This window comes from Pantoea sp. X85, assembly GCF_029623675.1.
Classification (GTDB): domain Bacteria; phylum Pseudomonadota; class Gammaproteobacteria; order Enterobacterales; family Enterobacteriaceae; genus Pantoea; species Pantoea leporis.
Window position 1 is genome coordinate 3,052,254 of the sequence record NZ_CP121108.1, and the last position, 13,550, is coordinate 3,065,803.

Below are 13,550 nucleotides of genomic sequence, written 5' to 3' on the forward strand. Positions count from 1 at the left end.
GCCTGCGCTGTTAGAATTGCCGCGCTTAATTTTTGCCACCAACCGCAACTCGCGTGGGGATTCCGCAGTGACCGACAAAACCTCTCTCAGCTACAAAGACGCCGGTGTTGATATCGATGCTGGTAACGATCTGGTTGACCGTATTAAAGGCGTAGTGAAAAAAACCCGCCGCCCGGAAGTGATGGGTGGATTGGGCGGATTCGGCGCGCTCTGTGCGCTGCCGCAGAAGTACCGCGAGCCGGTGCTGGTCTCCGGAACCGATGGCGTCGGCACCAAGCTGCGTCTGGCGATGGATCTCAAACGCCACGACAGCATCGGCATTGATCTGGTCGCGATGTGTGTTAACGACCTGATTGTTCAGGGTGCTGAGCCGCTGTTCTTCCTCGATTATTACGCGACCGGCAAGCTGGATGTGGATACCGCGTCATCGGTGATCACCGGCATCGCCGAAGGTTGCTTGCAGTCGGGTTGTGCGCTGGTCGGCGGTGAAACCGCTGAAATGCCAGGCATGTACCACGGCGAAGATTACGACGTGGCGGGTTTCTGCGTCGGCGTGGTGGAAAAATCACAGATCATTGACGGTTCGAAAGTGCAGGACGGCGACGTGCTGATCGCGTTGGGTTCCAGCGGCCCACACTCGAACGGTTATTCACTGGTGCGCAAGATTCTTGAAGTCAGCCAGACCGATCCGGCCACCAAACAGCTGGATGGCAAATCACTGGCCGATCACCTGCTGGCGCCAACCCGCATCTATGTGAAAAACATCCTTAGCCTGATCGAACAGGTTGATGTGCATGCGATTTCGCATCTGACCGGCGGCGGCTTCTGGGAAAATATCCCGCGCGTGCTGCCAGACAACACCCAGGCGGTGCTGGAAGAGAGCAGCTGGCAGTGGCCGTCTGTGTTCAGCTGGTTGCAGCAGGCGGGCAACGTCAGCCGCTACGAAATGTACCGCACCTTTAACTGCGGCGTGGGCATGGTGATTGCGCTGAGCCCGGCAGAAGCCGATAAAGCGGTACAGCTGATGACCGACGCAGGCGAAAAAGCGTGGAAAATCGGTGTGATTAAAGCGTCTGATTCAGAAGAGCGTGTGGTTATCAATCCATGAAAAAACTGGTTGTACTGATCTCCGGCAACGGAAGCAATCTTCAGTCCATCCTCGACGCCTGTGCAAGCGGGCGTATCAACGGCAGCGTCGCTGCCGTTTTCAGTAATAAAGCCAGCGCCTATGGTTTAACGCGCGCGCGGGAAGCCAATATCCCGCCGCATGCGTTAGCCGCCAGTGATTTTGCCGACCGCGAAGCCTTTGATCGCCAGCTGATGCAGGAGATTGATGCTTACGCGCCGGATTTGGTGGTGCTGGCCGGTTATATGCGCATCCTCAGCAGCGCTTTTGTCGCGCACTATCACGATCGTCTGGTGAATATTCATCCGTCGCTGTTGCCGAAATATCCAGGCTTGCACACGCATCGTCAGGCGCTGGAAAACGGCGACGAGGAGCATGGCACCTCAGTGCATTTTGTCACTGACGAGCTGGATGGCGGACCGATTATTTTGCAGGCGCGTGTGCCGGTGTTTGCTGGCGACAGCGAAGACGAGATCAGCGCGCGCGTGCAGCATCAGGAACACGCGATCTATCCGCTGGTGATCAGCTGGTTTGTTGATGGGCGTTTGCAGATGCGTGAAGGTAAGGCATGGCTGGATGGTCAGTTATTACCGACGCAAGGCTATGCTCACGATTGAATGTTATGCATATTCCGTAGCGGCGCGATTTATCGCGCATTTCGATGGCAACATCGTGCCCATCCGGGCATGGCGCAATAAATTGCGCCGCTACAAATCGCAGACTTTTTTAACCAAACCGTCCCGTAATATAATCTTCGGTTCGCCGCGCTTTCGGTGAGGTGAAGATTCTGTCGGTTTCGTCAAACTCTACCAACTGTCCGTTATGCATAAACGCGGTGTAATCCGACACGCGTGCCGCCTGCTGCATATTGTGCGTCACCAGCACCAGCGTGAAATGCTGCTTCAGCGTGGTCATCAACTCCTCGATCACCAGCGTTGAGATCGGATCAAGTGCCGAAGTGGGCTCATCCAGCAGCAACACTTCCGGCTCGATGGCAATGGCGCGCGCAATCACCAAACGCTGCTGCTGGCCGTTAGAGAGCGTTAACGCGTTCTGCCCCAACTGATCTTTCACTTCGCCCCACAACGCCGCCGCGCGCAGCGCACGCTCACAGGCTTCATTTAGTACGCGACGATCGCGCACGCCCTGCAAGCGCAGACCGTATACCACGTTTTCGTAGATCGATTTAGGAAACGGATTCGGCCGCTGGAACACCATGCCAATGCGGCGACGCAGCGCGGGAAGATCCTGATTCGCCTGCATCACCGCGTAATCACCGAGCAGAATCTCGCCTTCAATGCGGCAGCGATCGATCACATCATTCATGCGATTGAAACAGCGCAGCAGCGTCGATTTGCCACAGCCGGAAGGACCAATCAACGCCGTGATGCGGTTCTTCGGAATCTGCAGATCAATGTTATTCAGCGCCTGGCGTTCGCCATACCACAGCGACAGCTGATTAACGCTAAGGGCAATGTCGTAATCGGGCGTCATCAGAAACCTTTTTAGTGCGTCATAATCCGGTAACGCTCACGCAGCCGATGGCGCAACGCCATCGCCAGCAGATTGAGCGACAGGATGATCACCACCAGCAGCAAAGCGGTGGCGTAAACCAGCGGTCGATCAGCATCGATGTTAGGGCTCTGGAACGCCAAATCGTAGATCTGAAAACCGAGGTGCATGAATTTGCGATCGAGGTGCAGATAAGGGAACACCGCATCAACCGGCAGCTCAGGCACCATCTTCACCACGCCCACCAGCATCAGCGGCGCGGTTTCTCCAGCCGCACGCGCCACCGCCAGAATCAAGCCGGTGAGCATGGCCGGTACCGCCAGCGGCAGCACCACGCGCCACAGCGTTTCCGCCTGCGTTGCGCCCAGCGCAAGCGATCCCTGACGCAGATTATCCGGAATGCGCGACAATCCCTCTTCGGTGGCAACGATCACCACCGGCAGCGTCAGCAGCGCCAGCGTCAGCGCGGCCCACAGCAATCCCGGCGTACCAAAAGTCGGATTGGGTAAGGCGCTGGAGAAAAACAGCTGGTCGAGGGTGCCGCCAATCAGCCAGACAAAGAAACCGAGGCCAAACACGCCGTAGACAATTGACGGCACGCCCGCAAGATTCACCACCGCGATGCGCACCAGCCGCGTCAACGCATTGCGTCCGGCGTATTCGTGCAGCCATACCGCCGCGATGACGCCGAGCGGCATGACGATGATCGACATCAACAGCACCATCAGCACGGTGCCAAAAATTGCCGGAAACGCCCCGCTCTCGCCGCCACCGGAAGTCGGTGAATCGCTGACGAATTGCCAAATCTGACCGAAGAAGTGCAGCGTTTTGTTGGTTAAGGTCATGGCATTCGGATACCACGCATCTACCACCTGCGCCAATAGGATGGTGTGATCCACGCCGTTCACATCGCGCAGCACCAGCGTATCGCGCTGACTTTCGTGCTGCAGATGAGTTAACTGCTGCGCCAGCGCGTTAAAGCGGCGCTGTAACGCCGTGCGATTGGCATCAAACTCAGACTGCACCTCCAGGCTGAAGCGGCCGTTACGCTGCTGCTCATCGGCCTGCTGCTGCAAGCTTTCCAGCTGTGCATTAAGGCGCGCCATCTCAATGCGGCGGATGTTACTCGCCTGGCGCAACTGCTCATGTACCTGCTGCAAACGCTGATGCAGCAAGGCATCGCGGCTTTGAGCGGTCATGACTTCGTTATCCTGGCGCAGCTCCACCAGCCAACCATAGGCGTTGCCGCCGTTGCGGCGCTGCAGCACCAACACATCAGCAGGACGACGGGTTTTCGCCTCGCCCTGACTGTAGAGCACGCGGAAATCCGGCGCGGCAAAATCACGGTTGCCGGTTTTCACCACATAGCGCCACTGTTCGCCCTGCTGCTGCTTTTGCAAGGTTTCACCCAGCACCATCACCGGGCTGCCTTGCGGCGGCTGGAACTGATATTGATCGACCGGCTGCGGCCAGAAGGCACGCACGCCCTGCCAGCCGAGCAAACCAATCAGCAAGGTAAACGCCAGCAGGCAAACCGCGACGGCGCCGGCGGTGAGCCAGCGCCAGCGATCGTTTTGTTTCATTGCCGTCATCCGTGGCCCTCATGCTGGCTGTAGCGTTGGCGCAAGCGCTGACGAATCAACTCGGCGATGGTGTTGATCACCAAGGTGAAGATCAACAGCAACAACGCACTGAGGAACAGAATGCGATAATGCGCGCTGCCCGCTGCGGCTTCGGGCATCTCAATGGCAATGTTGGCGGAGAGCGCACGCAGGCCAGCAAATAAGCCGCCTTCGCTAACCGGCGTGTTGCCAGTGGCCATCAGCACAATCATCGTCTCGCCGACGGCGCGGCCAAAGCCAATCATCAAGGCGGCGAAGATGCCCGCGGAGGCACCCGGCAGCACCACAAGCGTCAGGGTTTGCCACGGCGTGGCGCCCAGCGCCAGCGAGCCCTGCCCGAGCGCGCCCGGCACGCTGAACAGCGCATCTTCCGATAGGGTGAAAATCAGCGGCACCAGTGCAAAACCCATCGCCAGCGCAGCAACTAATAAGTTGCGCTGTTCGTAATGCGCTAAACGCTCGCCAATCTCCGGCCAGAACAGCGTCGGCAGCCACAGCGTCAGCAACGTCACCACTAACAGTAGTGGCAGCAGCAGAATCACTTCAAAACCAGGACGTCGCCAGCTGGCCGGCAAACGCGGACTCAGCACGCCGCACAATAATAAGGTCGCGGCCAACACCGGCGGCAGCAGCAGCACGCCAACCAGCGCGGTGCTGATGTGCGGCGCCAGCCACACGCCAGCGATTAAACCAATCACCACGCTGGGCAGCGCGCCCATCATTTCGATCGCCGGTTTAACCCAGCGACGTAAACCCGGCGACATAAACCACGCGGTGTACATCGCGGCGGCCAGCGCCAGCGGCGTGGCAAACAGCAGCGCCAGACTGGCGGCTTTCAGCGTGCCCAGTACCAGCGGCATCAGGCTGAACTTGGCTTGATAGGTGTCGCCCGCCGCGGTGGATTGCCATACCCAATCGGCCTGCGGATAGTTTTCGTACCAGATTTTTTGCCACAGGTTGCGCCAGGTGAAGTCCGGCCACGGGTTATCCAGCGCAAACTGTTGCCATTCCCCGGCGCGTTCAATGATCAAGGCATCACCGTGCGGCGCGAAGGCCAGCGCCTGAATGCCCGGTGCCAGCTGACGCGTTAAAATCGCGCCCTGCTGCTTGCTGGCAAATAGCTGAACCTTGCCCTGCGCATCGTAAGTGGCAAACACGCGGCGCTGCGGCTCCGGCGTTATTCCGCGTACCTGCTGGCTACCGTTGAAGGTGTGAATCTGTTGTAAGCGCGGCCCATTATCACTGGCGATAGCGAACCATTGCTGTACGCCCTGCGCATCCTGAATCAGCAAGGTGCGTCCACCGGCCAGCATATGCAGGCTTTGCGGCGGCAGATTGAGGGTTTGCGTTTCACGTAACTGTGCGCCATCAGATGTGATTTGCCACACGCGCAGCAAACGCCCGCTGCTGGCGTAGAGCAAAGAGCCATCCGGCGACAGCAGCAGATGATCGGCCTGCTGCTGTGGTAACAGAATCTGATTCACTTTTTGCTGATTTTCCAGCGTCAGCAGGCTGATGCCATCTGCGGTTTGCGCCGCGATCAACCATTGATGGTCGTTGAGCGACGTCAGCGCCATATTACTGACCGGGCCTTGCGGTAAGCGCAGCGGACGATCGCCGAGCGGGAAGCCCCATTCGCCGCTGCCGTTGCGGATAACCGGTTGCATTAACAGCAGTTCGCCCTGCATATTGAGCAGCACGCTGCGGTTGTCAAAGCTTGCGATCGCCGCATCGGGTTTGCCATTCAGCGCCAGTGCGGGAGCGGCAGGTTGACCATCAAGCGGAATAAAGCGCGCTTCGTTGCGGCTAATGCGCCAGCCCAAATGGCCGTCGCTGCCCATCGCCAGCATTGGGGTTTTGTCCCACAGCTGAATATTGGTGGTGGCATGCATCCCCGGCGCGCTAAACAGCGGCAACACCACCCAGATCAACCAGAAGAACAGCAGTAACATCAGCAGCAAAATTCCCACGCCGCAAGCTGTGACGACGCGGCGCACTAAATTATCAGTGGCGCGTCGACGACGGTCGCTAAAGTGGACGGGAATACGATTTATGCTCATGCAGGCCAGGTTACCGATGGAAACAAGTCGCTATGTTGCCCGTAGCTGATTGATAAGACAACCTTTGACGTTGGACAAGCCTGCCATACTCTCGCCATAATGGTGACGGACACTGAGCGGTAACGCATTTTTGCGTCTTTTCCGCCGGACATTCCGTCCAGCATCAGCATCTCGGAGTCAGAATGGGTCAGGATAAGCTGTATATAGAAAAAGAATTAAGCTGGTTAAGCTTCAATGAACGTGTGTTACAGGAAGCCTCGGATAAAAGTAATCCGCTGATTGAACGCATGCGCTTCCTCGGGATTTACTCCAATAACCTCGAAGAGTTCTATAAAGTGCGCTTTGCCGATCTCAAGCGGCGAATTCTGATCAGCGAAGAGCAAGGCAAACCGACCTCTTTGCGGCATCTGTTAAAGAAAATTCAGCTGCGGGTGCAGAAATCGGATCAGGAGTTTGATGCGCTCTACAACGATCTGCTGCTGGAAATGGCGCGTAATCAGATCTTCCTGATTAACGAACGTCAACTGTCACCGAATCAGCAAGAGTGGCTGCGCTACTACTTCAAACATCAATTACGCCAGCACGTTACGCCGATTCTGATTAACCATGACACCGATCTGATCGAATTCCTGAAAGACGATTACACCTATCTGGCGGTGGAGATCATTCGCGGCGACGATATTCGTTATGCGCTGCTGGAGATCCCGTCGGATAAAGTGCCGCGCTTTATAAACTTGCCGGCTGAGTCGCCACGCCGGCGCAAGCCAATGATTCTGCTGGATAACATCCTGCGCTATTGCCTCGATGAAATTTTCAAAGGCTTCTTCGATTACGATACGCTGAACGCCTATTCGATGAAGATGACGCGCGACGCCGAATACGATCTGGTTACAGAGATGGAATCGAGCCTGCTGGAGCTGATGTCGTCGAGCCTGAAGCAGCGTCTCAATGCCGAGCCGGTTCGTTTTGTTTATCAGCGCGATATGCCGGATGCGATGGTGGAAATGCTGCGCCATAAGCTGTCGATTTCGAACTACGATTCGATTGTTCCCGGCGGCCGCTACCATAACTTCAAAGATTTCATCGGCTTCCCGAACGTTGGTAAAAGCAATCTGGAAAACCGTCCGCTGCCGCAGATTCGCCACATCGGCTTTGACGGCTTCCGCAACGGTTTCGACGCCATCCGCAATCGCGATGTGCTGCTCTACTATCCGTATCACACTTTTGAGCATGTGCTGGAGCTGCTGCGTCAGGCCTCGTTCGACCCGAACGTGCTGGCAATTAAGATCAATATTTACCGCGTAGCGAAAAACTCGCGCATCATGGATGCGATGATTCACGCCGCCTATAACGGTAAGAAAGTCACGGTGGTAGTAGAACTGCAGGCGCGCTTCGATGAAGAGGCCAATATCCGCTGGGCGAAACGCCTGACCGAAGCGGGCGTGCATGTGATCTTCTCCGCGCCGGGTCTGAAAATTCACGCCAAGCTGTTCCTGATTTCGCGCCGTGAAGGCGAAGAAGTGGTGCGTTATGCGCATATCGGTACCGGGAACTTCAACGAAAAAACCGCGCGCATTTATACTGACTATTCATTGCTGACCGCCGATGCGCGCATCACCAATGAAGTGCGTCGCGTGTTCAACTTCATTGAGAATCCGTATCGTCCGGTCACCTTCGAGCATTTGCTGGTGTCACCGCAGAACTCGCGTGACGTGCTGTATAAGTTCATTGATGCCGAGATCGCCAACGCGCAGCAAGGCAACCCTGCTGGCATTACGTTGAAGATCAACAACCTGGTGGATAATGGTTTAGTTGATCGACTTTACGCCGCCTCGTCGGCAGGCGTGAAAGTGAATCTGCTGGTGCGCGGCATGTGTTCGCTGATCCCTGATTTACCGGGCATCAGTGAAAATATTCGCATTACCAGCATCGTTGACCGCTATCTCGAACACGACCGCGTCTATATTTTTGAGAACGGCGGCGAGAAAAAGGTGTTCCTCTCTTCCGCGGACTGGATGACGCGTAACATTGATCACCGCATTGAAGTTGCCGTGGCGATTCTTGATCCCCGCGTGAAGCAGCGCATATTGGACATCATCGCCATTCTGTTTAGTGATACGGTGAAAGCCCGCATCGTCGATAAAGAGCTGAGTAATCGTTATGTGCCGCGCGGCAACCGTAAAAAGGTGCGTTCGCAGCTGGCCATTTATGACTACATCAAGAAACTGGAACAACCCGAATAACGCCTATGCCAATCTCACATAAAAGTACGCCGAAACCTCAGGAATTCGCGGCAATCGACCTCGGCTCGAACAGCTTCCATATGGTCATTGCCCGCGTGGTGGATGGCGCTTTGCAAGTGCTGGGACGCCTGAAACAGCGCGTGCATCTCGCCGATGGGCTGGATGCGCACAATCGCCTGAGCGAAGAAGCGATTGAGCGCGGGCTGAGCTGTCTGGCGTTGTTCGCCGAACGTTTGCAGGGCTTCAGTTCCGCCAACGTGACGATCGTCGGCACGCACACGCTGCGTATCGCCAGCAATGCGGAAGAGTTTCTGCAGCGCGCGGCCGAGGTGATTCCCTATCCGATCGAAGTGATCTCCGGCAACGAAGAAGCGCGTCTGATTTTTATGGGCGTGGAGCACACGCAGCCGGAAAAAGGCCGCAAGCTGGTGATCGATATCGGCGGCGGCTCCACCGAACTGGTGATTGGGGAAGACTTTGAGCCGCAGCTGGTAGAGAGCCGCCGCATGGGCTGCGTCAGCTTCGCCAATCTCTTCTTCCCCAAAGGCGAAATTACGCCAGAAAACTTCCGCCGTGCGCGCCTCTCCGCTGCGCAGAAACTGGAAACCATGGCGTGGCAATATCGTCTGCACGGCTGGCAATATGCGCTGGGCGCTTCGGGTTCCATCAAAGCGGCCTGTGAAGTGCTGCTGGCGATGGGCGAAAAAGAGAAGCTGATCACGCCAGAAACGCTGGAGTTGCTGACCAGCGAAGTGCTGAAGCATAAGTCGTTTAATGCGCTGAGCCTGCCGGGCTTGTCGGAAGAGCGTAAGGCGGTATTTGTACCGGGCTTAGCAATTTTGTGTGGCGTGTTTGATGCGTTAGCGATTCGCGAGCTGCGTCTCTCTGACGGCGCACTGCGTGAAGGCGTGCTGTATGAGATGGAGGGCCGTTTCCGTCATCAGGACATCCGCAGCCGCACCGCGCAAAGTCTGGCAAATCACTATGCGATTGATAGCGATCAGGCGCGTCGCGTGCTGGAAACCACCGAGAAGCTCTATTTGCAGTGGCAGGAGCAGAATCCCAAGCAAGCTAATCCACAACTGTCGGCGCTGCTGAAATGGGCCGCGCTGCTGCATGAAGTGGGATTGACCATCAATCACAGCGGTATGCAGCGCCATTCGGCTTACATCCTGCAGAACTCCAACATGCCGGGCTTTAATCAGGATCAACAGATGCTGTTGGCCACGCTGGTACGTTATCACCGCAAAGCGGTGAAGCAGGATGAGATGCCGCGTTTCACCTTGTTTAAAAAGAAACAGTTTCTGCCGATGGTATTCCTGCTGCGTCTTGGCACGCTGCTGAATAATCAGCGCCAGGCGACCACCAAACCAGATTCGCTCAAGCTCAGCACCGACGACGGCCACTGGACGCTGACCTTCCCTGCCGGCTTCCTGAGCCAGAATACGTTGGTGCAGCTGGATCTGGAGCGCGAGCAAGCTTACTGGAATGATGTCACCGGCTGGAAACTGATGCTGGAAGAAGAGGAGTAATGCGGGCAGCTGGCCCGCAATCTGGTTATGACGACACGCCCCGATAACTATTACGCTGAAAAATACGGCCTCACGCCGACCCATTCTGAAGTGCTGGCGGCCCTGCCTCATCTTGAAGTAGGGAAAGCACTGGATTTGGGCTGCGGCCAGGGCCGCAATAGTCTGTTTCTCAATCAGCATGGCTTTGACGTGACGGCCTGGGACAGCAATCCCGCCAGTCTGGAGCGCCTGAACAGCATCATCGCGGAAGAGAATCTACAGAACATTCACACCGAGCTGTGCGATCTCAATAGCGTGCGCTTCAACGGCAGTTATCAGTTTGTGCTGTCGACCGTGGTGATGATGTTCCTGCAGCCGGCAACCATTCCGCAGCTGATTGCCGATATGCAGGCCAGCACGCGTAAATATGGCTACAACCTGATTGTGGCGGCGATGGATACCGATGATTATCCCAATACGCAAAACTTCCCGTTTGCGTTTAAATCTGGTGAACTCAGCCACTATTACCGCAACTGGCATATTGTGAAATACAACGAAGAGGTCGGTGAACTGCATCGTCGTGATGAAAACGGTAACCGCATTAAAACCCGTTTCGCCACGCTGCTGGCGCAGAAAGCCAGTTACTGAATTAACGGCCGCTTTGTGCGGCCGTTAGATTGTCTGATGTCGATCAGTGCGCTGAATCTTTTTTGCTCATTTTTCACACAGCGATTGCTTTAGCGATCTAAGTGTGACTAAATATTGCCTCCGCCCATCGGGCATTTACAGGATCCACCCCGCGTGAACAGCGCTATCTCTGCACGAAGACGTCCCAAAACTGGCACCATGACCCGCATTGTTTTACTGGTCAGCTTCTTAATTTTGTTTGGCCGCCTGCTTTTCATCATTCCCGGTGCCATCGAGCATCATCAGCAAAAGAAAGCCATCCCTGAACCGGTCACGCTGAGCACCAGTGATTCGCGCTAAATAATTTGCGGGTCGGCTGTCGCTGCTAAACATTGTCCTTTGAGACAATGCTGCTTTTTACGTCCTGTTACCCGCAACGCGCTACACTGTGAGCTGACTTTACAGACACAAGGAACGCGTTATGTCTGCTTCGCATTCACAAAAATTAGCTGAAACCCGTCATCACATTCTCAACCTGCTGCTCAACGAGCACGATCTGGTTGATGTTCTGCTGGATAAATCCGTCGATCTGAATGCCGCCGAACTGCGTGATATCACCGACTGGCGTCATGAATTAGAGCGTGAGCTGCAGCAATTGCACGCCGCGGATTTAGCCGACATCCTCGAAGCCTTGCCGGAAGAAGAGCGTCAGGCGCTGTGGCGTTTAGTGCCGACGGCGCAGCGCGGTCACGTTCTGGTTGAGGCTTCAGAAACCGTTTGGGCCAGCCTGACGGAAGAAATGTCTGATCGCGATATTCTGCACGCCATCGAGCCGCTGGATATCGACGATCAGGTATATCTGGCGCGCTACCTGCCGCGCGATTTAACCGGACGTCTGCTCACTACCCTTGAACCAAGCCTGCGCGCGCGGCTGATGAGCGTGATCGAGCTGGATCGCGATCGCGTCGGGCAGATCATGGATTTCAATATCCTGACGGTGCGCTCTGACGTGACCTTAGCCACGGTGCAGCGCTATCTGCGTAAAGGCAAAAAAATGCCTAACGGCACCGATAAGATCTTTATCACCGACGAACAAAATCAACTGGTAGGTGAGTTAACGCTCACTGATATTCTGCTCAACAAACCGAAGATGCTGGTCGCAGAAGTGATGAATTCGCATCCCACCACGTTTCAGCTCAACGATAAAGCGGAAGACGCCGCCAGCGCGTTTGAACGTTATAACCTGATCTCCGCTGCGGTCACCGATGCTCAAGGCAAACTGATTGGCCGTATCACCATTGAAGACGTGGTCGATTTGGTGAACGAAGAGAACGAAAGCAACATCCGTAAAATGGGGGGGATCAGCCAGGGCGAAGACGTGTTTGCGCCGGTGCGCAAAGCGGTGGGCAAACGCTGGGCGTGGTTGGCGGTTAACCTGTGTACTGCATTTGTCGCTTCGCGCGTGATTGGCCTGTTCGAAGCCACCATATCGCAGCTGGTTGCGCTGGCGGCGCTGATGCCAATTGTCGCCGGCATCGGCGGCAACACCGGCAATCAAACCATTACCATGATTGTGCGTGCGCTGGCGCTGCATCAGGTTGAACCGGGTAACTTCTCGTTCCTGATCATGCGTGAACTCGGCGTGGCATTGATTAACGGCCTGTTCTGGGGCGGCATTATGGGCGGCGTCACCTGGCTGATGTACGACAACCTGCAACTCGGCGGCGTGATGATGCTGGCGATGGTGCTGAACCTGCTGCTGGCCGCGCTGATGGGCGTGCTGATTCCGTTAATCATGACCAGGATGAAACGCGATCCCGCCGTTGGCTCCAGCGTGCTGATCACCGCGATCACCGATACCGGCGGATTCTTTATCTTCCTTGGTCTGGCGACGATATTTTTGCTGCATCATTAAGGCTTTAAACAGTGTGCGTAACGTTGCAGCATCTGCTGTAAATTGAGTTGCAACGTTGCGCGCGCCAGTTCACTCATTGCTGGATTGACCCGCGTTGAACCACGCTGATTTAACCACTCCAGCACATCGATTAAATGCCATATGGCTGTTTTTCCATCATGAATCGGACGCGGAAACTGCGGGCTATGGCTGAGCATCAGCTTGCGCATGTTCTGCCGCGAAACACCTATCAACTCTGCGATATCCGTCAGCCCGACTAAATCTGGCGCGGCTTCAATCAGTTCCGCATCTGGCAATGCCTGAAAAACATCCTCCAGCGCGCTGCGCACCGCGTCCTGTGCAGTGCTGTCTTCGCGGCAGAACGTCATGCTTAATTTTCCCGCCACCCCCGCGCCAATTAACGCATCAGTGCAGCCTTGCGAGCCGAGCCGTTCGATCACTTCATCGATGTCGCTCTCATCATTGAGCTGAAAACGCAGCGTAAACTCAAATTCCATGTTTCACTCCTCGTCACTTAACCCGCTGAGGGTTTTCACTGCAGTTATCCACCACGCGCCGTAACAGTTTGGCATGCGTTTCAGGATTTTTTGGCGTACTCCAGATGCAGGTAATGCAGTAATCCCCACATCGACACTCTGTCGAATTATCTGGGCAGTACATCTTGCCCCACGCATGGTGACCGCCAACTGCAATCTTCCAACCTCTCGCTTCTGCATATCGCAAAGCTCCTTCGACCGCTTTATGCGGATGCCGCTTCCTCTCTGACATCGCTGGCTACCTTATGCTCACCGCAATAAGTTGTCAACTGACAACCGCGAAGTGTTTCGGTACTATTTCAGCGGCGAATGCTGCAGAAAATAACCAGAACGGTCTCAACGCGCTTTGATTCAGTTTTGTGCTGGAAGACAGCGCACAAAATCAAGCGCACAGCGCC

The 13,550-nt window shown here is 55.7% G+C and carries 12 protein-coding genes; 7 read left to right on the forward strand and 5 right to left on the reverse strand.

Going from position 1 to position 13,550, the window contains the following annotated elements:
* Positions 1-67: 67 nt before the first annotated feature.
* Positions 68-1,108, forward strand: coding sequence for a phosphoribosylformylglycinamidine cyclo-ligase (gene purM / locus P6287_RS14270; RefSeq protein WP_277973955.1), 1,041 nt, complete (start codon positions 68-70; stop codon positions 1,106-1,108).
* On the forward strand, positions 1,105-1,743 hold the full coding sequence (purN, locus tag P6287_RS14275) for a phosphoribosylglycinamide formyltransferase (RefSeq protein WP_277973956.1): 639 nt from the start codon (positions 1,105-1,107) through the stop codon (positions 1,741-1,743). The genes purM and purN overlap by 4 nt, the downstream gene beginning before the upstream one ends.
* Positions 1,744-1,852: 109 nt before the next feature.
* Here the strand turns inward: purN and pstB are convergent, their stop codons facing one another.
* From pstB to P6287_RS14290, 3 genes are read right to left on the reverse strand one after another with little or no spacing between them, the layout of a single operon-like run.
* Positions 1,853-2,620 (reverse strand): phosphate ABC transporter ATP-binding protein PstB, encoded by a 768-nt coding sequence (pstB, locus tag P6287_RS14280; RefSeq protein WP_101763509.1) that lies wholly within the window; start codon positions 2,618-2,620, stop codon positions 1,853-1,855.
* 11 nt (positions 2,621-2,631) lie between these two features.
* Positions 2,632-4,230 (reverse strand): phosphate ABC transporter permease PstA, encoded by a 1,599-nt coding sequence (gene pstA, locus P6287_RS14285; protein ID WP_192233025.1) that lies wholly within the window; start codon positions 4,228-4,230, stop codon positions 2,632-2,634.
* Positions 4,227-6,320 carry an ABC transporter permease subunit gene (locus P6287_RS14290; protein ID WP_277973957.1) on the reverse strand — a complete coding sequence of 698 codons (2,094 nt, stop codon included), beginning with the start codon at positions 6,318-6,320 and terminating at the stop codon, positions 4,227-4,229. Before P6287_RS14290 ends, pstA begins: the two co-directional genes overlap by 4 nt.
* Positions 6,321-6,502: 182 nt before the next feature.
* Between P6287_RS14290 and ppk1 the strand changes: the two genes are divergently transcribed.
* The 5 genes from ppk1 to mgtE all read left to right on the forward strand — a co-directional run bounded on the left by ppk1 (position 6,503) and on the right by mgtE (position 12,616).
* On the forward strand, positions 6,503-8,563 hold the full coding sequence (ppk1, locus tag P6287_RS14295) for a polyphosphate kinase 1 (protein WP_101763506.1): 2,061 nt from the start codon (positions 6,503-6,505) through the stop codon (positions 8,561-8,563).
* Positions 8,564-8,568: 5 nt separating this feature from the next.
* Positions 8,569-10,095, forward strand: a complete 1,527-nt coding sequence (gene ppx / locus P6287_RS14300) for an exopolyphosphatase (RefSeq protein WP_101763505.1) — start codon at positions 8,569-8,571, stop codon at positions 10,093-10,095.
* Between the two features lie 27 nt (positions 10,096-10,122).
* Positions 10,123-10,722: a tellurite resistance methyltransferase TehB gene (gene tehB / locus P6287_RS14305; protein WP_245250861.1), complete on the forward strand. Its 600-nt coding sequence runs from the start codon at positions 10,123-10,125 to the stop codon at positions 10,720-10,722.
* Between the two features lie 153 nt (positions 10,723-10,875).
* Positions 10,876-11,061 (forward strand): YfgG family protein, encoded by a 186-nt coding sequence (locus tag P6287_RS14310; RefSeq protein WP_110866478.1) that lies wholly within the window; start codon positions 10,876-10,878, stop codon positions 11,059-11,061.
* Between the two features lie 121 nt (positions 11,062-11,182).
* On the forward strand, positions 11,183-12,616 hold the full coding sequence (gene mgtE / locus P6287_RS14315) for a magnesium transporter (protein WP_277973958.1): 1,434 nt from the start codon (positions 11,183-11,185) through the stop codon (positions 12,614-12,616).
* Here mgtE and P6287_RS14320 read toward each other — a convergent pair.
* Together P6287_RS14320 and P6287_RS14325 are read right to left on the reverse strand one after the other, a co-directional pair.
* Entirely contained in the window at positions 12,613-13,113 is a 501-nt protein-coding gene (locus P6287_RS14320; RefSeq protein WP_277973959.1) for a DNA-binding protein, read from the reverse strand. The two genes, mgtE and P6287_RS14320, sit on opposite strands and share 4 nt — an antisense overlap.
* 13 nt (positions 13,114-13,126) lie before the next feature.
* Entirely contained in the window at positions 13,127-13,384 is a 258-nt protein-coding gene (locus tag P6287_RS14325; protein ID WP_277973960.1) for a hypothetical protein, read from the reverse strand.
* Positions 13,385-13,550 lie beyond the last annotated feature (166 nt).

What these genes read in the sequence shown, in the direction of transcription:
- P6287_RS14320 (WP_277973959.1), bottom strand. Translation starts at nt 13,113, where the DNA reads ATGGAATTTGAGTTTACGCTGCGTTTTCAGCTCAATGATGAGAGCGAC.
- pstA (WP_192233025.1), bottom strand. Translation starts at nt 4,230, where the DNA reads ATGACGGCAATGAAACAAAACGATCGCTGGCGCTGGCTCACCGCCGGC.
- ppk1 (WP_101763506.1), top strand. Translation starts at nt 6,503, where the DNA reads ATGGGTCAGGATAAGCTGTATATAGAAAAAGAATTAAGCTGGTTAAGC.
- pstB (WP_101763509.1), bottom strand. Translation starts at nt 2,620, where the DNA reads ATGACGCCCGATTACGACATTGCCCTTAGCGTTAATCAGCTGTCGCTG.
- mgtE (WP_277973958.1), top strand. Translation starts at nt 11,183, where the DNA reads ATGTCTGCTTCGCATTCACAAAAATTAGCTGAAACCCGTCATCACATT.
- P6287_RS14290 (WP_277973957.1), bottom strand. Translation starts at nt 6,320, where the DNA reads ATGAGCATAAATCGTATTCCCGTCCACTTTAGCGACCGTCGTCGACGC.
- tehB (WP_245250861.1), top strand. Translation starts at nt 10,123, where the DNA reads ATGACGACACGCCCCGATAACTATTACGCTGAAAAATACGGCCTCACG.
- ppx (WP_101763505.1), top strand. Translation starts at nt 8,569, where the DNA reads ATGCCAATCTCACATAAAAGTACGCCGAAACCTCAGGAATTCGCGGCA.
- P6287_RS14325 (WP_277973960.1), bottom strand. Translation starts at nt 13,384, where the DNA reads ATGTCAGAGAGGAAGCGGCATCCGCATAAAGCGGTCGAAGGAGCTTTG.
- purN (WP_277973956.1), top strand. Translation starts at nt 1,105, where the DNA reads ATGAAAAAACTGGTTGTACTGATCTCCGGCAACGGAAGCAATCTTCAG.